General features: G+C 53.8%; 11 protein-coding genes. All 11 read left to right on the top strand.

Annotation, left to right across the window (positions count from 1 at the left end; genetic code table 11):
- Positions 1-104 precede the first annotated feature (104 nt).
- The 11 genes from RZ35_RS04030 (at position 105) to RZ35_RS04080 (ending at position 25,274) form a co-directional block, all read left to right on the top strand.
- Positions 105-11,144, top strand: coding sequence for an amino acid adenylation domain-containing protein (locus tag RZ35_RS04030; protein WP_455709690.1), 11,040 nt, complete (start codon positions 105-107; stop codon positions 11,142-11,144).
- 601 nt (positions 11,145-11,745) lie between these two features.
- Entirely contained in the window at positions 11,746-12,816 is a 1,071-nt protein-coding gene (rfbB, locus tag RZ35_RS04035) for a dTDP-glucose 4,6-dehydratase (RefSeq protein ID WP_026742146.1), read from the top strand.
- Complete coding sequence (rfbA, locus tag RZ35_RS04040; protein WP_026742147.1) at positions 12,813-13,676, top strand: glucose-1-phosphate thymidylyltransferase RfbA; 864 nt, start codon at positions 12,813-12,815, stop codon at positions 13,674-13,676. The genes rfbB and rfbA overlap by 4 nt, the downstream gene beginning before the upstream one ends.
- A 20-nt stretch (positions 13,677-13,696) precedes the next feature.
- Positions 13,697-14,569 (top strand): dTDP-4-dehydrorhamnose reductase, encoded by an 873-nt coding sequence (gene rfbD / locus RZ35_RS04045; protein ID WP_026742148.1) that lies wholly within the window; start codon positions 13,697-13,699, stop codon positions 14,567-14,569.
- A gap of 4 nt (positions 14,570-14,573) precedes the next feature.
- Positions 14,574-15,122 carry a dTDP-4-dehydrorhamnose 3,5-epimerase gene (rfbC, locus tag RZ35_RS04050; protein ID WP_026742149.1) on the top strand — a complete coding sequence of 183 codons (549 nt, stop codon included), beginning with the start codon at positions 14,574-14,576 and terminating at the stop codon, positions 15,120-15,122.
- 369 nt (positions 15,123-15,491) lie between these two features.
- On the top strand, positions 15,492-16,898 hold the full coding sequence (locus RZ35_RS04055) for a mannose-1-phosphate guanylyltransferase/mannose-6-phosphate isomerase (protein ID WP_026742150.1): 1,407 nt from the start codon (positions 15,492-15,494) through the stop codon (positions 16,896-16,898).
- A 22-nt stretch (positions 16,899-16,920) separates the two neighbouring features.
- Positions 16,921-18,297 carry a phosphomannomutase CpsG gene (cpsG, locus tag RZ35_RS04060; protein WP_026742151.1) on the top strand — a complete coding sequence of 459 codons (1,377 nt, stop codon included), beginning with the start codon at positions 16,921-16,923 and terminating at the stop codon, positions 18,295-18,297.
- A gap of 3 nt (positions 18,298-18,300) precedes the next feature.
- Positions 18,301-19,098 carry an ABC transporter permease gene (locus RZ35_RS04065; protein ID WP_026742152.1) on the top strand — a complete coding sequence of 266 codons (798 nt, stop codon included), beginning with the start codon at positions 18,301-18,303 and terminating at the stop codon, positions 19,096-19,098.
- A complete protein-coding gene (locus tag RZ35_RS04070) occupies positions 19,098-20,390 on the top strand; it encodes an ABC transporter ATP-binding protein (RefSeq protein ID WP_026742153.1) in 1,293 nt (430 codons plus the stop codon). Before RZ35_RS04065 ends, RZ35_RS04070 begins: the two co-directional genes overlap by 1 nt.
- A gap of 13 nt (positions 20,391-20,403) precedes the next feature.
- Complete coding sequence (locus RZ35_RS04075) at positions 20,404-22,728, top strand: methyltransferase domain-containing protein (RefSeq protein ID WP_162174219.1); 2,325 nt, start codon at positions 20,404-20,406, stop codon at positions 22,726-22,728.
- A gap of 707 nt (positions 22,729-23,435) precedes the next feature.
- Entirely contained in the window at positions 23,436-25,274 is a 1,839-nt protein-coding gene (locus tag RZ35_RS04080; protein ID WP_455709691.1) for a glycosyltransferase family 4 protein, read from the top strand.
- Positions 25,275-25,293: the final 19 nt, after the last annotated feature.

Consider the following 25,293-nt stretch of genomic DNA (forward strand, 5'->3'; position numbering starts at 1 on the left):
AGCAAAAGGCCAAACTGCTGGCGCTGGCAAAAGCTAAAGGGCTTAAGCCGAAAGCCGCGGGCAGTCGACAACCGATCCCTCGCGCGCCGCGCGTCGAAGGCGGGATGCCGCTGGCGCCCGTCCAGCGCGGGCTGTGGTTTCTGTCGCAAATGGAGTCGCAAGCGCCGGAGCGTTATCTCCTGAGCATGGCCTATCGGCTCAGGGGCCAGGTGAATACGGTGGCGCTGCAGGCGGCGTTGGACCGCATCGTCGCCCGTCATGAAATTCTACGGACGCGGGTGGTTAACGTGGCGGGGACGCCGCGTCAGCTCATCGCTTCCGCCGACAGCGGCTTCGCGCTGGAAATCCGGACGTTATCGGATGCCTCGGAACCGCTGCCGGATTTCACGCTGCGGCCCGATCCGGAAGCTGGCCTGCTGCTGGGCGGACAGCTGGTATGTCTGGGCGAAGGGGAGTGCCTGCTGCGCATTGCGCTGCATCACTTGATTGCCGACGGATGGTCGCTCGGGATTTTTCTGCATGAGTTGAACGCCCTTTATACGGCGTTTAGCCAGGGACAGGCCGATCCTTTGCCGCCGCTGCCAATTCAATATGCCGACTATGCGGCGTGGCAGCATGCGCAACTGAGCGGCGAGGCGCTGGAAACGCAGCGCGACTACTGGCGGACGCAACTCCGGGGCGCGCCGACGTGTCTGGCGCTGCCGACCGATCGCCCGCGTCCGCGGGTACAGGATTACGACGGCGCCTGCGCGTCAGTGACGCTGGACGCGACGTTGCTGAGCGAGATGAAAGCGCTGGCGCGGCGCCACGGTTGTACGCTGTTCATGACGCTGTTGGCGGGGTGGGCGGCGTTGATNAGCCGTCTGTCGGCTCAGGACGACATCGTCGTCGGCGTACCGACGGCCGGCCGTCNCCGCCGCGAGGTCGAGTCGCTGATCGGCATGTTCGTCAATACGCAGGCGCTGAGAATCGATCTCTCGGAACCATTGGACACGCCCGCGCTGCTGAAGCAGGTGCGAGACACGGCGCTGGCGGCCCAGCGTTACGCCGACATCCCTTTGGAGCAGGTGGNGGAAGCGGTCGCGCCGACCCGCAGCCTGTCTCACAGCCCGCTGTTTCAGGTGATGCTGTCGCTGCAAAATACGCCGCAGCAGCCGTTTACCCTGCCTGGCGTCGTGGCCTCGCCGTTGGNGGGCGAAGCCACGATGGCGCAGGTCGATTTGAATCTGACGTTGACGGAAACCGACGGGGGATGCGAAGGGACGCTGTGCTATGCGAAGGCCCTGTTCGATGCGGATACGGTGCGGCGTTATCTGAGCTACTGGCTACGGATACTACGCGGCATGGCGCAGCAGCCTGACTGCGCGGTGCAGTCGCTGCCGCTACTGTCTGCCGATGAGCGGCGACAGGTTCTGGACGAGGTTAATGCGACGCAGGTGGACTACCCCCGCGACGCCTGCGTCCACGAATGGGTCGAATATCAGGCCGCCGCGCAGCCTGAGGCGCTGGCGGTGGTCTCCGACGAACGGACGCTGAGCTACGGCGAACTTAACCGCATGGCTAACCAACTGGCGCACTGGCTCGTGGCGCACGGGGCCGGCCCGGAGACCCGGGTGGCCGTGGCGCTGCCGCGCGGTCCTGAGCTGATTGCCTCGTTGCTGGCGGTGCTTAAGGCGGGCGCGGCCTATGTGCCCTTGGACCCGGCCCAGCCGTCGGCGCGACTTAACGCGTTACTGCATGACTGCGCGCCTATCGCGGTGATCGCCTCGCAAACAACACGTGCCGCGCTGGGCGAACTGCCTGACTCGGCCACGTTGCTGGAGTGCGATGATGCAACCGGTCCGTGGACGCGGTGCGCCGAGGCCAATCTGGCCCCTGTGTCGCGCGGGCTGACGGCGAAGCATCCGGCTTATCTCATTTATACCTCCGGCTCGACCGGCCGTCCCAAAGGCGTGACGGTGCCGCACCGGGCCGTCGTGAATTTCCTGCACAGTCAGCGGCATCAGCATCAGGCGGCGTCGCATACCCGAGTGCTGGCGGTCACCACCGTCTCCTTTGATATTCACGTTCTGGAAATTTACCTGCCGTTGATCGCGGGCGGTCAGCTGCATCTGGCGAGCGACGNCCTGCGCCGGGACGGTAAAAGGTTGGGGCATTATCTGAACGCGCAGGCGATCTCGCTGTTTCAGGCCACGCCGGCGACGTGGAAACTGTTGCTGGCCGCCGGTTGGGAAGGCGCGCCCGGCTTGACGGGATTAATAGGCGGTGAGGCTTTTTCGCCGACGTTAGCGGCGGCATTGATCCCGCGCGTTGACGCGCTGTGGAATATGTATGGTCCCACGGAGACCACGGTTTGGTCGACGACGTGGCGCATCGGATCTGAAGAGGTGTCGATCCCCATCGGTCATCCCGTCGCCAATACGCGGGTCTACCTGCTGGACGCGGAAGGACAGCCGGTGCCGACCGGCGTGCCGGGCGAGATTTACATCGGTGGCGATGGCGTCAGTCTGGGGTATTTCAACCGTCCTGACCTGACGGCGGAGCGCTTCCTGCCCGACCCCTTCTGCCGCGATACCGATGCCCGTATGTATCAAACCGGCGATCTGGGGCGCAGACGGCCCGACGGCGTGCTGGAATATCTGGGGCGTAACGACTTCCAGGTCAAGATCCGCGGTTTCCGTATCGAACTGGGCGAGATCGAGACGGCGCTGTTGGCCTGCGCGGGCGTGCGCGAGGCGGTGGTGACGGCGCTGAGCGGTGAACATGAGGAAGCCCGGCTGGTCGCTTATTACGTAGCGGAGGCTGACGCGACGATCACCCGCGAGGGGTTGCGGACGGCGCTGAGCGAGCGTCTTCCTGACTACATGGTGCCTGCTGCCTGGGTCGCGCTGGAGAACGTGCCGTTAACGCCGAACGGCAAGGTAGACCGCAAGGCATTGCCTGCGCCGGATGAATCGGCCTATGCACAGCAGCCCTACGAAGCGCCGCAAGGGGAAACGGAAATGGCGCTGGCGGCGATCTGGCAGTCGCTGCTCGGCGTGCAGAAGGTGAGTCGTCACGACAACTTCTTCGCGCTGGGCGGGCACTCTCTGCTGGCGATGCAGCTCGTTTCCCAGGTGCAGGAAACGCTGCATCGGGCGCTNCCGCTGGCGACGTTATTCGCCTATCCGTCGATCAGCGGGTTGGCCGCGTCGCTGGACGCCGCGTCGCAGGAGACGCTGACCGAAATCCTTCCGCTGAAAGCAGGAGAAGACGCTCCGTTGTCTTTGGCGCAACGGCGAATCTGGGTGTTAAGCCAGATGGACGCGGCGGCGGGAGACGCCTACGTGCTGGCGGGCGGTCTGAAGCTTGAAGGGCCGCTGAATACGGCGGCGCTGCGCCAGGCGCTGGATCGCGTTTATGCGCGGCATGACGTGTTGCGTACGCATATCGAGGTTCGCGACGGCACGCCGGTTCAGGTGATTGAGGCGGAGAACCGCGGCTTTCCGCTCAGCGTGGTCGGGCGAGACGACCCGCGCGATCCACTGAGCTTCCCGCCGACGTTCGATCTCACGGCCGGGCCGCTGGCGCTGGCGCAGCTGGTCACGGTATCTGAACAAACGCACTGGCTGCGGCTGGCGCTGCACCATATTATCGCCGACGGTTGGTCTATCGGCGTGCTGATGAAGGAGATCGGAACGCTGTATGCCGCGTTCAATCAGCACAGAGACGATCCTCTGCCCGCGCTGCCGATCCAGTACGGCGATTACGCCGCCTGGCAGCAGCACTATCTGTGCGGCGAGCGGATGCAGGCGCAGCAGCACTACTGGGCGGAACAGCTGCGCGGCGCGCCCGAATGTCTGACGCTGCCGACCGATCGTCCCAGACCGCAGACGCAGGATTATCGTGGCGGCCGCGTGGCGGTGTCGCTGGACGCCGCGCTCACACAGTCGCTGAAGGCGCTGAGCCAGCGCGGGAATGCCACGCTGTATATGACGCTGATGGCGGGCTGGGCGGCATTGATGAGTCGGTTGTCCGGGCAGGAGGATGTGGTGATCGGTTCTCCTAACGCTGGCCGTCATCGCCGCGAGGTCGAGCCATTGATTGGCATGTTCGTCAACACGCAGGCGCTGCGCGTTGACCTGTCGGCCCAACCGGATGCCGTGACGCTGCTGGAACAGGNGAAAGCGACCGCACAGGCGGCGCAGACGCACGCCGATATTCCGTTCGAGCAGGTCGTGGAGACGCTGGCGCCGTCCCGAAGCCTGTCTCACAGCCCGATCTTTCAGGTCATGATGACGCTGCAGAATACGCCGGAAGGGGCGCTGACGCTGCCCGGCATGACGGTGACGGAGCTGCAAGACGAGGCGACGGTGTCGCCGTTCGATCTCAGTCTGGTCCTGAGCGAACAGGGCGATGAGCTCAGCGGAGGGCTGTATTACGCCCGCGCGCTGTTCAATGAAAGCACGGTGCGCCGTTATTTGGGCTATTGGCAGCGGCTGCTCGCCGGCATGGTCTCTTCGCCGGCAACGCCGGTGACGGCGTTGCCGCTATTGTCGGAAGAGGAGCGCCGTCAGGTACTGTGCGACTTCAATGCCACGCACGCCGACTATCCAACCGGGTACAGTCTACATTCGCTGTTCGAGACGCAGGCGGCCCGTCAACCGGATGCGCAGGCGGTGCTGTGCGGCGGCCGGAGCCTGCGCTATGGCGAATTGAATGCGCAGGCTAATCAGCTGGCGCACTGGCTGAAGGCGCAGGGCGTGAGACCGGGCGATCGGGTGGCTATCGCGCTGGATCGCGGTGGCGATCTGATTGTCGCGCTGCTGGCGGCGTTGAAGTCAGGGGCCGCCTACGTGCCGCTGGACCCGGCGCTGCCGACGAAACGACTGGCCTATATTCTGGAAGACAGCGCGCCGCAGGCGGNGGTAACCAGCCGCGACGTGCGCGAGCGTTTGGGGGCGCCGCCGTCAGCGGTGACGCTGGTCTTGATGGAGGGGGAGATCCGGCCTTGGGCGCAGTTGTCGCGGGACAATCTTCCGACAGAAGCGCTTGGGCTGACGCCTCATCACCCGGCCTATCTCATCTATACCTCCGGTTCGACCGGCCAGCCGAAGGGCGTCATGGTCGAACATCGACATGTCGTGAATCTGGTTCATTGGCACCAGGAGGCGTTCGATCTGCGGGCGGAAGACATCTCGTCCTGCGTGGCGGGATTGGGATTCGACGCCGCGGCCTGGGAGATCTGGCCGCCGCTGTCGGTCGGGGCCATGTTGGTGATGCCGACGCCGGAGATATCACGGGATCCGCAGCAGCTGCTGGCATGGTGGGCGGCGCAGCCGCTGGACGTCAGCTTTTTGCCGACGCCCGTCGCTGAGCTGGCATTCGCCCGTGACATGTCGCCGTCAACGCTGCGGGCGCTGCTGGTCGGCGGCGACAGGCTTAAACGCCGTCCGCCCGCCGGGGCGCGCTATACCCTGTTCAACAACTACGGCCCGACGGAAAACACCGTCGTAGCGACCTCTGGCGTCATTAGCGCCGATGAGACGGCGCTCCACATCGGTCGTCCTATCGCCAATACCCGCGTTTATATTTTGGACGCTCAGGGTGAACCGGTGCCGCCGGGCGTGTGCGGCGAATTGTTCATTGGCGGTGTGCAGGTGGCTCGCGGGTACGTGAATCGTCCGGATTTGACCGCCGAACGCTTCCTGCCGGATCCGTTTGTGCATGATGCCGAAGCGCGGATGTATCAAACCGGCGATTTGGGGCGTTGGCGGGACGACGGGACGATCGACTATCTTGGACGCAATGACTTCCAGCTGAAGATCCGCGGTTTCCGCATCGAACTGGGCGAGATCGAGTCCGCGCTGCTGGACTGCGAGGGGATCCGCGAGGCGGTGGTTGAAGCCTGGAGCCTGACGGATCTGACGCAGGAAAAACGGCTGGTCGCCTACTACACCAGCGACGATCCTCAAGAGATCAGCGCTGACGGTCTGCGTGAACGACTGAGCGCCCGGCTACCAGCCTATATGCTGCCCGTCGCCTGGATGGCGCTGGCGGAAATGCCGCTCACCGCGAACGGCAAGGTCGATCGCAAAGCCTTGCCGCTCCCGGATCAGGTTGCTTTCTCGCATCAACCCTATGCCGCGCCGCAGGGCGACATGGAAACGACGCTGGCGGCACTTTGGCAGTCGCTTCTGGGCGTGGAAAACGTCAGCCGTTACGACGACTTCTTCGCGCTCGGTGGTCACTCGCTGCTGGCTGTGCAGCTGATTTCGCGACTACGTGACGAGCTGGGGCGCGAGCTGTCTCTGGCGACGCTGTTTGCGCGTTCTGCGCTGCACGATGTCGCCGCCGTGCTGGAAGCGGCGACGCAGAGCGATCTGGCGCCGATAATGCCGCGTGAGACTCAAGAAGCGCCGCTGTCTTTGGCTCAACGACGCATCTGGTTCCTGACGCAGCGGGATGCCAACGCCAGCGCGGCCTACGTCATCGCCGGCGGGATCAAACTGGAGGGGATACTCGATGTGTCGGCGCTACAGCACGCGCTCGATCGCATCGTGGCTCGCCATGCCGCCTTGCGCACTCACATTGAGTGCCGGGACGGCGAGCCGGTGCAGGTGGTGGAGTCGGAGGACCGGGGGTTCCCGCTGCAGGTAGCGACAGCGAGCGAGCGGCAGGACGAGCGCGCGTCTTTTACCCCTGAATTCGATCTGACGGCCGGTCCTTTGGCGCAGGGACAGCTGGTTCAGGTTTCGGCGCAGGAGCATTGGCTGCGTCTGGCGTTGCACCACATCATCGCCGACGGCTGGTCGCTGGGCGTGATGATGAATGAACTGCGCACGCTGTATTCGGCATTCATACAAGACCAACCCGACTCGTTGCCGGAGATGACGATCCAGTTCGGCGACTACGCCGAGTGGCAACGGGAGCATACGCAGGGCGAAGTCCTGCAGGCTCAGCAAGCGTATTGGGTGGCGCAGTTGCAGGGGATCCCGGCGTGTCTGACGTTGCCGAGCGACCGCCCCCGACCTGCGGTGCAGGATTACCGCGGCGCGAGCCTGGCGGTGGAACTGGATCGCGAGTTGACTCAGTCGCTGAAAGCCTTGAGTCAGCGCTGCGGCGGTACGCTGTTTATGACGCTGTTGGCGGGCTGGTCGGCGCTGCTGAGCCGACTGTCGGGACAAGACGACGTGGTTATTGGCACCCCCGTCGCCGGTCGTCACCGGCGCGAGCTGGAACCGCTGATCGGCATGTTTGTGAATACTCAGGCGCTGCGCGTTGATATGTCCGCCGATCCCGACGCCGTCGCGCTGATCGCGCAGATTCGGGAAACCCAACTGGCCGCTCAGGCGCATGCGGATATTCCCTTCGAACAGGTCGTGGAAGCATTGGCTCCGGCCCGCAGTTTGTCGCACGGACCGGTCTTTCAGGCTATGTTGGCGTGGCAAAATCTTCCCGCAGAATCCGCCGAGTTGCCTGGACTGNCCCTCTCGCCGCTGCATCACGAAACCCAGACCGCGCAGTGCGATCTCATTCTGGAGCTGCGCGAGGAAGACAATCGGCTGGTGGGGCATCTGAATTATGCGGTCGCTCTGTTCGACGAGGTCACCGTACGGCGCTATTTGCGCTATTGGGTACGGCTGCTGCAAGGCATGGCGTCTGAACCGAATCGACCGGTGCAGGCGGTGCCGTTGCTCTCTGCTTCCGAGCGGCAGCGGGTGTTGNGTGATTTCAACGAGACCCGGACGGAATACCCGACGCAGAAGAGCCTGCCTGCGCTGTTTGAGGAGAGGGCGCGGCGGCATCCCGATGCGCAGGCATTCATGTGCGGTGAACAGCGGCTGAGCTATGGCGAGCTGGATGCGAGAGCCAATCAACTGGCCGGACGGCTGGTGGCAATGGGCGTACGGCCCGGCAGCCGGGTGGCGATCGCGCTGGCGCGCGGCGGCGAGCTGATCGTGGCGATATTGGCGACGCTCAAGGCAGGCGGCGCCTATGTTCCGGTGGATGGCGGGTATCCGCAGGCGCATCTGCAGTTTATTCTGGCGGATAGTGCCTCCGAGGTGCTGATCACGGATTCAACCACGGGCAAGACCTTCGACGGGGTGCCGCTTGAGTGTGCGATTCTGAATCTGGATTGTCCGTTATCGAACGAGACTGACAGGAATGAATACGTCCTCGCCGCGCCGGTGCGGTGCGACGCTTCCCAGCTCGCTTATATCATGTACACCTCCGGTTCGACCGGTAAGCCGAAAGGCGTGATGGTTGAACACGGCAATATTGTGAAGCTGGTCATCAACAACGGCTACGCCGAGTTTCGGCAGAGCGACCGCGTGGCCTGCCTTGCCAATCCGGCGTTCGACGCCAGTACGATGGAGATTTGGGGACCCTTGCTCAACGGCGGCTGTATCGTGCTGTTCAGTCAGGAGACGGTGCTTGATCCTGTGCGCTTCGCGGACGAACTTCAGCGGCAGCGGGTCGATACCGTCTTTATGACCATCGCACTGTTCAATCAATATGCCGACACGCTACAACCGGTGCTTCCCAACCTGCGTTACCTGATGGTCGGCGGCGAATCGCTCGATCTGACGTTTATACGGCGGGTGCTGCGCGTCGGGCCGCCGCAGAACTTCCTGCATATGTATGGGCCGACGGAAACGACGACCTATGCCACCGCGTTCCGCATGAACGACGCGGACCCCGGAACGGGAAGTATGCCGATTGGCCGGCCGATCGCCAACACCACGCTCTACATCCTTGATCGCTATCGCCAACCCGTGCCTGTCGGCGTGAGCGGCGAGCTGTATATCGGCGGGGCCGGTGTCGCGCGCGGCTACCTGAATCTGGACGAGCAGACGACCGAGCGTTTCCTGCCCGATCCTTTCTCGAACGAACCGGGTGCGCGGATGTACAAGACCGGCGATCTGGGGCGCTGGCTGCCGGATGGCAATATCGAGTTTATGGGACGCAATGACTTTCAGGTGAAGATTCGCGGTTTTCGCATCGAACCTGAGGAGATTGCGGCGGCGTTGCAGACGCTGGACGCGGTGTCGCAGGCCGTGGTGATAGTCCGGACGACGGTCACTCAGGAAAAACAGCTGGNGGCCTATTTCACCGCATCCGAGCCGGATGTCGACATCGCATCGCTACAGGCGGGGATCGGCGCGCGTCTACCCGCCTACATGGTGCCCTCCGCCTATGTGCAGCTGGAGAAGATGCCTCTGACGCCTAATGGCAAAGTGAACCGCGCGGCGCTGCCTGAGCCGGACGACAACGCGCGAGTGCGATGCGATTATGAGGCCCCCCAAGGGCGCATCGAACGCACGCTGGCGGAGATCTGGCAGCGTTTGCTGGGCGTGGAGCAGGTCAGCCGTCATGACGACTTTTTTGCGTTGGGCGGCCATTCGCTGCTGGCTCTGAGGCTGGTGAATGAGGCGCGGCAGCAAGGCGTGCAACTGACGCTGTCTTCGCTGTTTTCTAAGCCGCAATTGCAGGCGCTGGCGGCGGAGATCCAGACCCAAAGCCCGCAGGTTGGACGTGGATCGGATCAGGCTATTGTATTTCGCGCTACGGGAGCACAGCGTCCGCTGTTTATCGTACCGGAAGCCAGCGGCGAACTGTTTTATGGGCCATTGCTGACCCGTTGCATCAACGACGATATTCCGGTCTACGGGCTGCCAGGACCGGATTGCCACCAGCCGCCTTTCGCGACGCTGGAGGCCGCCGCAGCGCGTTATGTCCGGATCATCCGTGCGGCTCAGCCAGAAGGACCGTATCGGCTGATTGGTTGGTCGTTTGGCGGGACGATGGTTTATGAAATCGCGGCGCAGCTGCTGGGACAAGATCAACAGGTCGAATTCATGGGCATGCTGGACACGCGGCTGCCGGACTCGCCGGAGGGGTTCACCGTCCCGCTGGATGAGATGTTGGCGATGACCGACGAGGAGGAGATGCTGGCGTTTTTGGTCCGCGGCGATTTAGAGGCTATGGCCAACGGGGCGGTGGCGCTACAACCGGACGCGATTGCGCGGGCGCGGCGAGGACGGCTGGAAGATCACTATGACATCGGGCGCGAAACGGGCATTTTCCCAGAGGCGTGGTCGCCATCATATTACCGTGGCTGGCTGCGCCACCGGTTGGCCTTGCTGCGAGTGCAGTATCGGGCGCCGACGTTGCCGCTGAGGCTGGATCTGTTTATTGCTCAGGATGAGCCGAACGCGGGTGGGCGCTATCTTGGCTGGGAACGCGTGCTGCCGACGTCGTCCATTCGTCGTATTCCGGTGCCCGGCGACCATCGGCGCTTAGTCTCGGAACCTTATGTGCAGGAGGTCGGTAAGGCGATTAGTGAGGCGTTGCAGACGGGGCGCTCAGGAAGGGAAAGCAGCGATGACCCTGTGGTGGCGCTGCAGGCCGGGAGCGGGGCAGGCCCGACTCTGCTCTGCATTCCCGGCGCGGGCGATAACGTGTTCGCGTTCAAAGCGTTAGTGCAGAGCTTACCCGACGACTGGACGGTTTTGGGGCTGCAACCGCGTGGGTTGTGGGGCAGTGAAGTGCCTCATTCCAGCGTGGAGGCGGCCGCGGCGTGTTATCAGCAGGCGCTGAGCCGCTACTCTCTGACGAAAACCGTGCACCTGCTGGGGCACTCGTTTGGCGGTTGGGTCGCACTGGAGCTGGCGTCCAGGCTGGAAAAAGCAGGGATCGTGCCAGCATCGCTGCTGCTGGTCGATTCCGATGCGCCCGAGCCAGAACCCCGGGAGTATACGGATATTCAGGCGTTGATGTCGTTGGCGGAGCTTTTCGAAATGAGAGGTTGTTCTCTGGCACTCACGGAAGAGATCCTTGCCAGTCTGACCTTGCCTCGTCGGTTGGAGGTCATGCTGGAGCGTCTGATCGATCAGGGTGTATTGCCGAAACAGACCAAGGTGTCGGCGCTGGCGGGGATATATCGAGTTTTCTCTACGAATATCCGTACCGCTTACCGGCCGACGGCTTTGCCTTCGACGGCGCCGGTTCTGGTGATGGCGAAAGAAGCGTCCCCTGAGCTGCTATCCGATTGGCAGGCGGTGGTGCCGACGTTGCGCGGTGTCTATGGCGAAGGCAACCATATCGAACTGCTGACGTCACCCTGCGTTCAGGCCTTAAGCGAGGTATTACGCCGATAGTCCTTATACGGTGACCTGCCCGCCTGAAGGGATTCTCCCTTGGGCGGGCCTTCCCTGTTCACGCCCCTCTTTTGTGCCTTTTTCAGGGCGTCAGCCCGCATTTCGTTGCCCCGATATCCGACTTTGTCAACCAGACGAACCCACGGTTTCCCCTCGTAATTGTCTTTTCAGCGAACCTTTATCCCTAGCCACTATGCTGTATTGTGTCCCATCCACGCCGGAAGCATGCAGAGGGCGGAGACGCGTTAAGTTTCCTTTCGTGTGCAATTACAGAGAATGCTTATTTATTGCCTTTGCAATTCATTGTTAGAGTCGATTCTTGCCAACAGAAGAGTGAATGTGAAGGAGATAAAAATTGACTGTTTTTGGCGGTCTTCCTGCAGGAGTCACTACACCTTGGGTATTAGGGCATGTAGAATGCGACCACTCTTTGACTTGCCTGACGGCGCGAAAAAGAGTCCCAGGAAGAAAACAGTCTAGCGGCAAGTGATGTCTTTTAGGAGAAAGCCTAAGGGCGGTAGCGTGCCTAAAATTCAGGGATCGTCGGCTTCATAGCCTTGCAATCGCTAAGGCTAGTCATTTCTTTTTGGGATTTCTTACTATGAAAATATTGGTTACAGGCGGTGCAGGCTTTATCGGTTCTGCCGTCGTTCGCCACATCATCAGCAACACCTCGGATGCCGTGGTTAATGTGGATAAGCTGACCTACGCTGGGAATCTGGAATCGTTAACAGAGGTTGAAGACCACGAGCGTTATGCCTTTGTTCAAGCGGATATCTGCGATCGCGCCGCGCTGGACGATATTTTCCAGAGCCACCGCCCTGATGCGGTCATGCACCTGGCGGCGGAATCGCATGTAGACCGCTCCATCGACGGTCCGGCGGCGTTTATCGAGACGAATATTGTCGGGACGTACACGCTGCTTGAGGCTACTCGCGCTTACTGGCTGTCGCTCAACGAGGCGGAAAAATCACGTTTCCGTTTCCACCATATCTCTACCGATGAAGTCTATGGCGATCTGGAAGGCGTGGATGATCTGTTTACCGAAACGACATCCTATGCGCCCAGCAGCCCCTATTCCGCCTCGAAAGCGTCCAGCGATCATCTGGTGCGCGCCTGGCAGCGGACCTACGGTCTACCCACGATCGTCACCAACTGTTCCAACAATTATGGCCCCTACCATTTCCCAGAGAAACTGATCCCTCTGATCATTCTTAACGCGTTGGAGGGTAAACCGCTGCCGGTCTATGGCAACGGCATGCAGATCCGCGACTGGCTGTTCGTCGAAGATCACGCCCGAGCGCTCTATACCGTGGTGACCACCGGCGAAGTGGGTGAGACTTACAACATCGGCGGCCATAACGAGAAAGCCAATATCGACGTCGTGAAGACCATCTGCGCCTTGTTGGAAGAGCGGGTGCCGAAAAAGCCCGATGGGGTCAACCAGTACCAGGACCTGATCACCTATGTGAAAGATCGTCCTGGCCATGACGTTCGCTACGCCATCGACGCCAGTAAAATCGCCCGCGAGCTGGGCTGGAAACCGCAGGAAACGTTCGATTCCGGGATTCGTAAAACCGTGGAGTGGTATTTGACTCACCGGGAATGGTGGAGCCGCGTTCAGGATGGCTCCTATGCGCGTGAGCGCCTGGGTATGGGAGAGACATCATGAAAGGCATTATTCTGGCCGGCGGGTCCGGCACGCGTCTGTACCCCCTGACGCGCGGCGTGTCGAAGCAACTGCTACCGGTCTATAACAAGCCGATGATCTACTATCCGCTCTCCACGCTGATGCTGGCTGGCATTCGGGACATCCTGATTATCACGACGCCGGAAGATAATGAGGCCTTCCGTCGTTTGTTGGGCGATGGCTCTAATTTCGGCATCAATATCGACTATGCGGAACAGCCTAGTCCGGATGGCCTGGCGCAGGCGTTTATCATCGGCGAATCCTTTATCGGAAACGATCGCTGCGCTTTGGTGCTGGGCGACAATATCTTTTACGGTCAGTCTTTCAGCCGCATGTTGGCGAATGCCGCCGCCAAAGAGCACGGCGCGACCGTGTTCGGCTATCAGGTGAAAGACCCCGAACGCTTCGGCGTGGTGGAGTTTGACAAGAATATGAAAGCCGTCTCCATCGAAGAAAAACCGACCAAGCCCAAATCCAACTATGCCATTACCGGACTCTACTTCTACGACAACCGCGTGGTGGAGTTCGCCAAGCAGGTGAAGCCGTCTCATCGCGGCGAGCTGGAAATTACCTCTATCAACCAGATGTATCTTGAGGATGATTCGCTAAATGTCGAGCTGTTCGGGCGCGGCTTCGCCTGGCTGGATACGGGGACGCATGAGAGTTTGCACGACGCTTCTTCCTTTGTGCAGACCATCGAAAATGTGCAGGGCCTACAGGTCGCCTGTCTGGAAGAGATCGCCTGGCGCAACGGTTGGCTTTCCAATCAACAGCTGGCGACGTTGGCGGATCCGATGATGAAAAATCAGTACGGTCGCTACCTCATGAACCTACTTAACTGACCGGACATTCAGGAGCGAGAATGAAAATTTTGATTACCGGCAGTCGGGGACAGGTAGGTCATAGCCTGGTCGCTCAGCTGGAGGGGAAGGCTGAGCTGCTAGCCGTCGACCGTGATGAATTGGATATCACTGACCATTACGCCGTGATGCGGAAAGTGGAACAGTTTCAACCGGACTATATTATCAACGCCGCAGCACATACGGCGGTGGATAAGGCCGAAGATGAAATCGCGCCGTCCTATACCATCAACCGCGACGGTCCGGCCTATCTGGCCGAGGCCGCGAAAGGGGTCGGTGCCGTCATGCTGCATATCTCCACCGATTATGTTTTCGACGGTGAAAGCGACCTGATCTACAGTGAGGAGATGCCCGTAGGACCGCAAGGGATCTATGGTAAAAGCAAGCTCGCCGGTGAGTATGCGGTTGCAGAATCGGCCGACCGCTATTTGATCCTGCGTACCGCCTGGGTGTTCGGCGAATACGGCAATAATTTCGTCAAGACAATGCTGCGTTTGGGCGAAACACGCGATGCGCTCAGCATCGTCGGCGATCAAGTGGGTGGTCCCACCTACGCCGGCGATATTGCCGCGGCGTTGATCCGGATGGTGGAATTTATCGAAGCCGGCAACACGCCGGAGTGGGGCGTATATCATTTCTCCGGTATGCCGTATGTCAGCTGGTATGAGTTTGCGCAGGCTATTTTCGAGCTGGCGGGCAAGACGGCATTACTGGCGTCTCTGCCGACATTGACCTCTATTTCGACCTCCGACTATCCCACCCGCGCCAAAAGACCGGCCAACTCTCGACTTAATTGCCAGAAGATCCAACGACAGTTTGGTATCGCTCCCAGCGACTGGCAATCCGCCCTCAACAATATTCAAGCGTATAAGTGATCTTATGAAAATAATCGATACGGCTATACCTGATGTGAAAATTATTGAGCCCGCGGTATTTGGTGACGAGCGCGGATTCTTCATGGAGACGTGGCAGCAGAAAAAATTCGAAGAGCTGGTCGCCAAGCGGCCTTGCTCGTTTGTGCAGGACAACCATTCTAAATCGCGTCAGGGCATCCTGCGCGGATTGCATTACCAGACGGAAAACACTCAGGGTAAGCTGGTTCGCGTGGTATTAGGGGAAGTCTTTGATGTTGCGGTTGATATTCGTAAAGGTTCGCCAACGTTCGGCCAATGGGTCGGCACTTTCCTTTCCGCTGAAAACAAACGCCAGCTCTGGGTCCCTGAAGGGTTCGCACACGGGTTTTATGTGACCAGCGATGAAGCGGAGTTCGTCTATAAATGCACCGATTACTACAATCCTGCCGCTGAACATTCCATCTTGTGGAACGACAGCGCTATCGGCATCCAATGGCCAATCCAGAATGGCAACGTCGTGCTGTCGGCAAAAGATAAACAGGCAAAGACGCTCCAGGAAAACGTTCTGTTGTAATTTTTATATGTAGGTTGTTTCTATATCGCTGGTTCAATGTGAAATATTTGCCTGGATATAGCACCAACAAGCCTTAATCTCTCTTCAGATCGCACTGTTTGTGTCCTGTGTTGAGAGATTAAGCTATAAACGTGTATTCATTGATAAAACAGGGTTCAATAATGTCTTTCGACGTTGTCGGTCTTGGGGAGTAGTGACTATGCTTGTTCGTGCAATCTTTCTACCTTGAGCAGGAAGTTAACTCAAAGCTCAGAGCAAAGGGGTAGGATTTTCGCAGAGACAGGTTGGTCAAATGGAAAGCTTGTTTAATTATTTTCTGTATAAAATTATATAAATTATTCAAAGATATATAAAAGGTTACAACGCAAAATGCTACTTCCAGTGATTATGGCCGGTGGAACCGGAAGCCGTTTATGGCCACTTTCTCGTGAACTTTATCCCAAACAATTCATTTGCCTGCATGGGAAAAACTCCATGCTGCAGGAGACGGTAAATCGTCTCGATGGTATTCCTACGCGCGATCCAATGGTTATCTGCAACGAAGAACACCGATTCTTGGTTGCAGAACAGCTGCGACAAGTCAACAAGCTCTCCAGCAACATTATCCTGGAACCCGTAGGACGTAATACGGCGCCAGCGATTGCATTGGCGGCGTTGAATGCCGTCTCTTCGGGCGACGATCCTATCCTGCTGGTTCTGGCCGCAGACCACATTATGGAAAACGAGGCTGCGTTTCACACGGCCGTCGAAAATGCGATTCCGCATGCTAAAGACGGAAGCCTGGTCACCTTCGGCATCATTCCTACCGGTCCAGAGACGGGCTATGGCTATATTCACCGTGGCGAACAGCTGTCGGGCGCGGAAAACGCGCCCTTCCGTGTGCAGCGTTTCGTGGAGAAACCCGACCTTGAAACTGCGGAAGCTTATTTGCGTTGCGGTGAATATTACTGGAACAGCGGTATGTTCATGTTCCGAGCCAAGCGCTATTTACAGGAATTGGAGAAATTCCGCCCTGATATTCTGGAAGTCTGCCAGTCAGCGATTTCGTGCATCGATAAACAGAGCGATTTCATCAAAATCAACAAAGAGTGCTTCATGAACTGTGCGGATGAGTCCGTGGATTATGCAGTCATGGAGAAGACCGATGACGCCGTGGTTATTCCCTTAGACGCGGGTTGGAGCGATGTCGGTTCTTGGTCTGCCCTGTGGGAAGTTAATGAAAAAGACGAGCAGGGCAATTCTCTTCAAGGAGATACCTTCCTGCATAACACTCAAGATTGCTACATCAATACCGACGACCAGCTGGTGGCGGCCATTGGCGTAGACAACCTGGTCATCGTCAACACCAAAGATGCCGTATTGGTTGCCAATAAAAATGAAGTGCAGGACGTCAAACGCGTCGTTGAATTCCTGAAGGCGAACAGCCGCAGCGAATATCGCCGCCACCGCGAAACTTATTGGCCTTGGGGACGTTGCGATCTGGTTGTGCAAAGTGACAGGTTCAATGTTAACCGTATCACCGTGAAGCCCGGCGAATCCTTCCCGCTACAGATGCATTATCATCGTACGGAACACTGGGTCATCCTTTCAGGGACGGCGAAGGTCACTATTCAGGATAAGACACTGCTATTAACGGAAAATCAGTCGACCTTTATTCCTATTGGGTCACAACATACGCTTGAAAACCCAGGTAAAATTCCGCTGGAACTCCTTGAGATCCAATCCGGTTCGTACCTGGGTGACGACGACTTTATTGATGTAGCCAATAACCAGTAACTGAAACATTTAGAAGGGATTTATGTCAGCATTAACATGTTTCAAAGCCTACGATATTCGCGGTGAATTAGGCCCTGAGCTGAATGAAGATATCGCGTATCGTATCGGCAGAGCCTATGGTGAGTTTTTAAAACCGAAAACCATTGCCGTGGGCGGCGATGTCCGTCTAACCAGTGAAACGCTGAAGCAGGCGCTGGCGCGAGGCTTGCGGGATGCGGGTACGGACGTACTGGATATTGGTATGAGCGGTACTGAAGAGATCTACTTTGCTACTTTTTATTTAGGTATTGATGGCGGTATTGAAGTCACTGCTAGCCACAATCCAATGAACTATAACGGTATGAAGCTGGTGCGTGAAAATGCGAAGCCGATTAGCGGCGATACCGGCCTGCGTGACGTTCAACGATTGGCGGAAGAGAATAACTTTGGTCCGGTCGATGAATCTAAACGAGGTAGCTACAAGCAGATCTCGATGTTGAAAGAGTATGTCGATCACCTGATGGGGTATGTGAACCTGTCCAACTTCAAGCGCCCGATGAAACTGGTGATCAACTCAGGCAATGGGGCTGCGGGACATGTGGTTGATGAGATTGAAAAGCGCTTCCAGCAGGCAGGCGCGCCGGTAGAATTTATCAAGGTTCATCATGAGGCTGACGGCACATTTCCCAATGGTATCCCTAACCCGTTGCTGCCTGAGTGCCGTAAAGATACGGCTGATGCCGTACGTGAGTATGGCGCAGACATGGGCATCGCCTTTGATGGCGACTTCGACCGTTGCTTCCTGTTTGATGAGCATGCCGAGTTTATCGAAGGGTATTACATCGTTGGCCTCTTGGCTGAGGCTTTCTTGCAGAAGCAGCCGGGTGCCAAGATCATTCATGACCCGCGTTTGACCTGGAACACCATTGATGTGGTGACCAAAGCCGGGGGGGTTCCGGTGATGTCTAAGACCGGGCATGCCTTCATTAAAGAACGTATGCGTAAAGAAGATGCTATTTACGGCGGAGAAATGAGCGCCCATCACTATTTCCGTGATTTCGCTTACTGCGATAGCGGCATGATCCCGTGGCTGCTGGTGGCTGAGCTGGTGGCGGTTAAAGGTAAAACGCTGAGCCAACTGGTTGGAGATCGCTTACTTGCCTATCCGGCTTCAGGGGAAATTAATCGTAAGCTGGAAAATGCAACACGCAAGATTGAGAAAATTCGTGCCATCTATGAACCCGATGCTAAAAATATCGATCTCACTGATGGTATTAGCATTGAATACCCTGAGTGGCGTTTTAACCTGCGAACTTCAAATACAGAACCTGTTGTGCGTTTAAACGTTGAATCTAAGCAGGACTCTTCTGTGATGCACCGAAAGACACATGAAATTCTCGATATTCTGGGTGGTGAATAATTCATGTTACTCGGTCTTCTAAAGGCGATATCTCGTTATCGCGGCTTTATTCTTGATAGTATCAAACGTGACTTTCAGTCCCGTTATCAAAGTAGTTTTCTTGGGGCGCTATGGCTGATTTTTCAACCAATAGCGATGATCGCTGTTTATACATTAATATTTTCTGAGCTGATGCGTGCGCGGATGTCTGATATGTCAGGACCCTACGCTTATAGCATTTATCTCTGCTCAGGTGTGTTAACGTGGGGACTGTTTTCAGAGACATTGAATGGATTAGTGAATGTTTTTATTGCTAATGCCAATATATTGAAAAAGCTGAGCTTCCCGAGAATATGTCTTCCTATCATTGTCGCTAGCTCCGCATTTATCAACTTCTTGATCATATTTTCGCTCTTTTTATTATTTTTGGTTTTCTCTGGAAACTTTCCTGGGTGGATTTTCTTTAGCATTATCCCTCTACTAATTATACAAATGTTGTTCTCCGTAGGTTTGGGTGTTTTTCTGGGCGTTATGAATGTTTTCGTTCGGGATATTGGTCAGTTCGTCAGTATATTGCTGCAGTTTTGGTTTTGGTTTACGCCAATAGTCTATGTTAGCTCAACCATCCCTGAATGGGCTCGCGATGCATTGAAATATAATCCGATGGCCAATCTGATTGAAGGCTACCAGAGTGTGATGCTCTACCACCGTGCGCCTGATTGGAATTCGCTTTGGCCGGTAACTTTGATTGCTATTGTTTTATTCGTACTTGGGTGGAAGATGTTCAAAAAACACTCGGCTGATATTGTGGATGAATTGTAATGACATGTATCTCAGTTAACCAACTTGGTAAGTGTTATAAATATTATTCTTCCAAGTGGCTTCGTTTACTGGAAAAGCTTCTTCCTGACTCATCAGTAAAACACACGAAAAAATGGGTATTAAAAGACATCAACTTTACTATCAATAAAGGCGAGTCAGTCGGTATTGTTGGGGTTAATGGCGCAGGGAAAAGTACTCTATTAAAGTTATTAACGGGTACCACTAAGCCCACGGAAGGTGAAATAAAAGTCCACGGGCGCATCGCCGCGCTTCTTGAGTTAGGTATGGGGTTTCACCCTGATTTCACGGGGCGCCAAAATGTTTACATGGCGGGCTTAATGATGGGATTAAGCCGTGAAGAAATAACGAAATTGATGCCTGATATCGAAAGGTTTGCGGATATCGGTGACTATATCGAACAGCCTGTGCGTATTTACTCCAGCGGTATGCAAATGCGGTTAGCATTTGCTGTTGCGACAGCGTCGCGTCCGGACATCTTGATTGTCGATGAGGCGCTTTCCGTAGGAGATACGCGCTTTCAGGCTAAATGTTATGCGAGAATTGCCGAATTTAAAAAACAAGGTACCACTTTACTTTTGGTTTCCCATAGTGCGGGCGACATAGTAAAACATTGTGACAGAGCAATATTTCTCAAAAACGGTTCTGTGGAGATGGACGGGACGGCTCGCGATGTGACGAATCGGTATCTCGATGAACTTTTTGGTAAATCTGAAAAATCGTTGTTAGCAGAAACACAAGATAAACAAACCTCAGCAGGTAGCGATTTGCTATTAAGCAATAGTGAGGATGTGTTTTGTACGCATCCGGGGTATCGTCCGGAAGAATATCGTTGGGGGCAAGGGGGAGCAAAAATAATTGACTATGATATTTTGGTCGATGGAACCCATTACCCCAGTAGTATTGAAAGTAATAAGTTCACTGAGTTTTACTTTAAAGTAATATTTGAAAACGACTTCGAAAATGTCGTTCCTGGAATACTAATTAAAACACTAGATGGCATATTCTTGTACGGTACAAACTCATTTCTGGCATCTGAAGGCCGAAGTAATATGAGTGTACGTCAAGGAGATATGCATATTTTCAAATTTAGCTTCCCCCTCAATTTAAACCAAGGAGACTATTTGCTCTCTTTCGGTATTTCTTCGGGAAGCGCCCAATCAGAAATGATTCCTCTGGATCGCCGATACGACTCGATCATTCTTCATGTACATAAAGGCATGGAATTTTGGGGTGTTGTCGATTTGAAATCTAAATTTGAAAGTTGTAATTAAAGGTATTATGAGTATGACTTTGCAAGATCTTGTATCGGCATTGCCAGAGGTTTATCAACCGATTTATGGTCATGCTGAATGGAACCAGGAAGCGTCGCGCGATTGCAATGAACGTTTGATGATTATTAATAAGCAGTATGATGCATTAGCGAAGACACTTGATCGCCCTTTGCGTGTACTAGATCTTGGCTGCGCTCAGGGATTTTTTAGTCTTAATTTAGCAAGTCGTGGTGCGACTGTAACTGGCATTGACTTTTTACAGGAAAATATTGATGTATGCCAAGCATTAGCGCAAGAAAATTCAAATTTAAATGTGAATTTTACTATCGGAAGAATTGAAGACACGATCCAGAGTCTAAATCCAGATGAGTACGATTTTGTTATCGGACTGAGTGTATTCCACCATATCGTTTATCAACATGGTATTCCACAAGTTAAAGAATGGCTGTTTAAGCTGGCCGATAATGTTAAATTAATGGTTCTTGAGCTCGCAGTAAAGGAAGAGCCTTTATACTGGGGAGAAGCTCAACCGGATGATCCCAGGGAACTCATAGAACAGTGCCACTTCTATCATCAGGTCGCTAGTTTTCCTACTCATTTGTCTGATATATCGCGTCCAATGTATTTTGTTAGCAATAGTTATGTTGCATTGGGCGATTTTTGCCAACCTTTTTTGCAATGGTACGACAACCCCTATTCGGCCGACCGCAACATTCATAAAGGCAGTCGTCGTTATTATTTTTCAGATGAATATGTATGTAAAATATTTCAGCATAGATCTGTTAATGGCCAACTCACAGAGATCGAGGGTAAACGTAACGCCGCAGAGTTGAAAGCTGAAGCTGAATTCCTAAGCTGTTCCTCACTGCCCAACATGAGAACACCGAAATTATTTCTCAGTGATGAAAATGAGACTGAAAGTTGGTTAGTTATGGAGCGTTTACCAGGCAATTTATTGATGGAACGCTTAAAAAACAAAGAAAGTATCGATTTTGAATCTTTCTTTATCCAAATATTAAAACAGCTGGTTGCATTAGAAAATATTGGTTTGTATCATGATGATGTAAGAAGTTGGAATATCATGATCTCAGATGACCAACAGGTAAATCTAATTGATTATGGTTCCATATCGAATGCAAAAAAAGATTGTGCATGGCCAGGTGACATATTTCAGTCGTTTTTTATCTTAGTGAATGAAATATTTCTTCCCGAACAAGCTCGCACTGCTTTTATTCGCCCTGTAATGATTAGTCCGTTTAAGCTTCCAAGACTGTATGCCAACTGGCTTTATGCATTTTGGAAAGTGCCTCAAGCTGAGTGGAGTTTCGATCTGCTAAATAAATTGTTTCATGATAAAGAGAATCTATCAGACTTTGATGAATTGGCTTCTGGCTCTGAGCGCTGGATTACTGCTCAAGAACAAATGATGGTATTCGAGCAAGAAAAACTGAAGGAGGTTGAGTCTAAGCTTAATAACCTAATCAATGCAGTAACGCACCTGGATCATAGGTTCAGTAGTGCACTTGAACACAGTAATCAGCAGTTGGACGTTTATCGTGATGAGTTAAAGAATAAACTTGTTTTGTTAAAACAAAGTGTGCCAGAACAAATTACGAGTTTAAATGAGCAATTAATATCCTCGTTGGAGCAGGCAAAAGAAGAGTTAGAGCAACGATTACATCTGACTGAGAAAACGGTTGATAATCTCACCTCGGAAAATGCCGAATTACAGCAAATAGAGACCCGTATTAATAATTTAACCTCAAAAAATTTAGAGTTACAGCAGTGTGAATTACGTCGAATCGAGGAAGAGGTCCAAAGGTTGACATCAGAAAACATTGAGCTTCAGCGGTGCGAATTGCAAAGGATCGAACAGCAATTAGAAAAGATGGCAGCTGAAAATGCTTTACTGCGAGAAGCCGAGATAAAAATTAATAAGTTGACAGAAGAGAATACGATCTTACAACAGCAAACTCAGGCTATACTTTCTAGCCGATCTTGGCGCATGACAGCAGGTTATCGTTATATTGGATTACAGATCCATCTGCTAAGCAAATTTGGAGTGATTCAACGCAGCAAGCATTTGGTTAACAGAGTGTTAAATAAAGCATTTTCATTTCTTCGAACGCATCCCAGAATGAAAATATTTGTTATTAATCTTATGCATAAGACTGGTCAATATCCCAATGCGTTGAAAGTTTACCAACGACTAAACCCAGCACATAGAGCAAGCCAACAAGATATTATACAGCAGCATTCACATTTGGAACATCAACTGGAAGTTCGAGACGATCTCCCTCCTGAAGTGAATGAGATCTACCAAAAAATAAAAAAATAAATTTTGATGGAGAAATAAACGTGCATATTCTTATTGACCTACAAAGTTGCCAGACAGAGAGTAGGTTACGAGGGATTGGTCGCTATTCCCTAATGCTAGCAAAATCTATTATAAATAATGCCTCCGGACATAAAGTTAGCCTGTTATTAAGTGGTCTTTATTCTAATGATCTAACTAATGCAGTGAAAAAGGAATTTTTAGGTTTAGTACCCGATAAAGATATTTATACTTTTTCAGCTTATGGGCCAACGGCTCAAATCAATTATGGCAATAAGGGAAGGGTTAAAGCGGCGGAGATATGCCGAGAGTTAGCTATCGCTAATATTAACCCAGATGTTGTGTGTAATATGGGGTTTACTGAGGGATATCATGGTGATTATATAGTATCATATCCCGATAGCCCAAGTGCAGTCCGTCATTTTACTGTTATTTACGATCTCATCCCATTTTTGTACCCGGAGAGATATTTAACCTCACCCGATTATAAAAATTTTTATATGGGGTTATTGGCCGAATTGCCAAAAGCAGACGGTTTGTTAGCTATTTCTGAGTCAGCCGCAAGTGAGGTTAAAGCCCATACTCAGGTTGAACATGGAAAAGTAACGAATATTTCGTCTGCTTCAAGCTCGAATTTTAAGGTCATAGATGTTTCTGATAAGAGTAAAAGGGCACTCTGGCATAAATACCATATTCCTTCAGAATATATTATGACGATTGGTATCGTCGAGTCTCGAAAAAATATAGAGGCCCTGATCCAAGCTTATGCGGCTTTACCTGCAGAGCTAAAAGAAAAATATGTGCTTCTGCTCGCGTGTCAGATCAAACCTCATGACAAAGAACATTTGCTGGGAATAGCTGCGAAATACGGTCTTCCTGAGCATCATATTGTCTTTACTGGGTTTATTCCTGATGACGATCTTGTTGGGCTTTATAATACTTGTAAGTTGTTTGTTTTCCCTTCCATTCACGAAGGGTTTGGTTTACCGCCCCTTGAAGCCATGAGCTGCGGTGCCGCCACCATTGCATCTAACACAAGCAGTCTCCCCGAAGTGATGGGATGGTCGGAGTCTATGTTCGATCCTCGAGATGTTGACGATATGACCCATCTGATGACTCGTGCTTTGACGGATAGCGAGTTCTATCAGGCGCTTCGCGAAAATGCATTGCGTCAGGCGAAAGAGTTCTCATGGGATAAAACGGCGCAGACAGCGCTGAAGGCTTTTGAAAAGAGCCTTTCTCAGAATCAAATAGACCGTCAGCCAATCACTCCCGAAAGCGCATACCAGCGGGCATTAGCCCGTATTCATGATCTTACAGATGAAGAATTGAATGAGGTAGATCGATTGGGTGTTGCCTGGGCTATTGCCAGAAACTGTTATCAACGTCATCAAAAAGAGCTTTTGGTCGATATATCCGTTCTGGTTGAGGTGGATGCAGCTACGGGCATTCAACGAGTGGTACGTAGTGTATTGTCGAACCTACTGCAGCTTGATATTCCCGGGTATCGTATCAGGCCGGTTTACTGCACTTACGGTGGTGTATTTCGCTATGCGAATACCTTTGTTGCAGAGAAATTTGGTATTAACCATGAGGAAGGAGACGTCCCAGTTTTATTTGCCAAGGATGATATTCTCTTAGGTTTGGATCTTACGGCTCATTTGTTTCCATTTCTTGCCAGGCAGTTGGAAGATGCACGGAAAGCCGGAGCTCGTGTTTATTATGTCGTCTACGATATTATCCCGTTGTTGAATCCTCAATGGTGTTCGGAAGGAATACAAGCCGCTTTTCCCGTGTGGCTAGAATCGTTAGCGGGTCATACAGATGGGTTAGTCTGCATTTCAAAAAGCGTGGCTCATGAAGTCAAACAATGGCTATCTGAGCATGCTAATGAATACACTATCAATCCCTATCTCGAAATCAAACATTTCCATTTAGGCGCGGATCTTTCCTCCAGCCTTCCTTCGATGGGACTGCCAGCCGATTCTGACGAAATTTTGTCAAAGATTAGGAAGAGAACGACCTTTCTGATGGTGAGTACTATCGAGCCCCGAAAAGGTCATGCCCAGGTCATTGCCGCTTTTGACAAGCTTTGGGAACTTGGCGTTGACTGTAATCTTGTCATTGTCGGTAAAAAAGGGTGGGACATTGACGCTCTAATTAATAAAATAACGAGTCATCAGCAGTTCAACGAAAAACTCTTTTGGTTGAATGGGATTAGTGATGAATTCTTGAGCGAAATTTATGCTAATGCGCAGGCACTGATTGTGGCGTCACTGGCTGAGGGCTTCGGATTACCTGTTATCGAAGCTGCTCAGAACGGTTTGCCGATCATTTGTCGAGNCATTCCGGTGTTAAGAGAAGTGGCTGCCGAAAACGCCCTTTATTTCCGAGGTGATGAACCGGAAGATGTTGNTGTGGCGATACAAAAATGGATGAAGATGGATGAGAACGGCACGACGATTCAGTCGAAGGCTATTCCTTGGCTTACGTGGAAAGAAAGTACTCTACAATTGCTGGAACAACTTCCCATTGCTAAATTAAAATAATTTTTAATATATAGGATTG

This window comes from Lonsdalea quercina subsp. quercina, from assembly GCF_000688655.1.
GTDB classification, from domain to species: Bacteria; Pseudomonadota; Gammaproteobacteria; order Enterobacterales; family Enterobacteriaceae; genus Lonsdalea; species Lonsdalea quercina.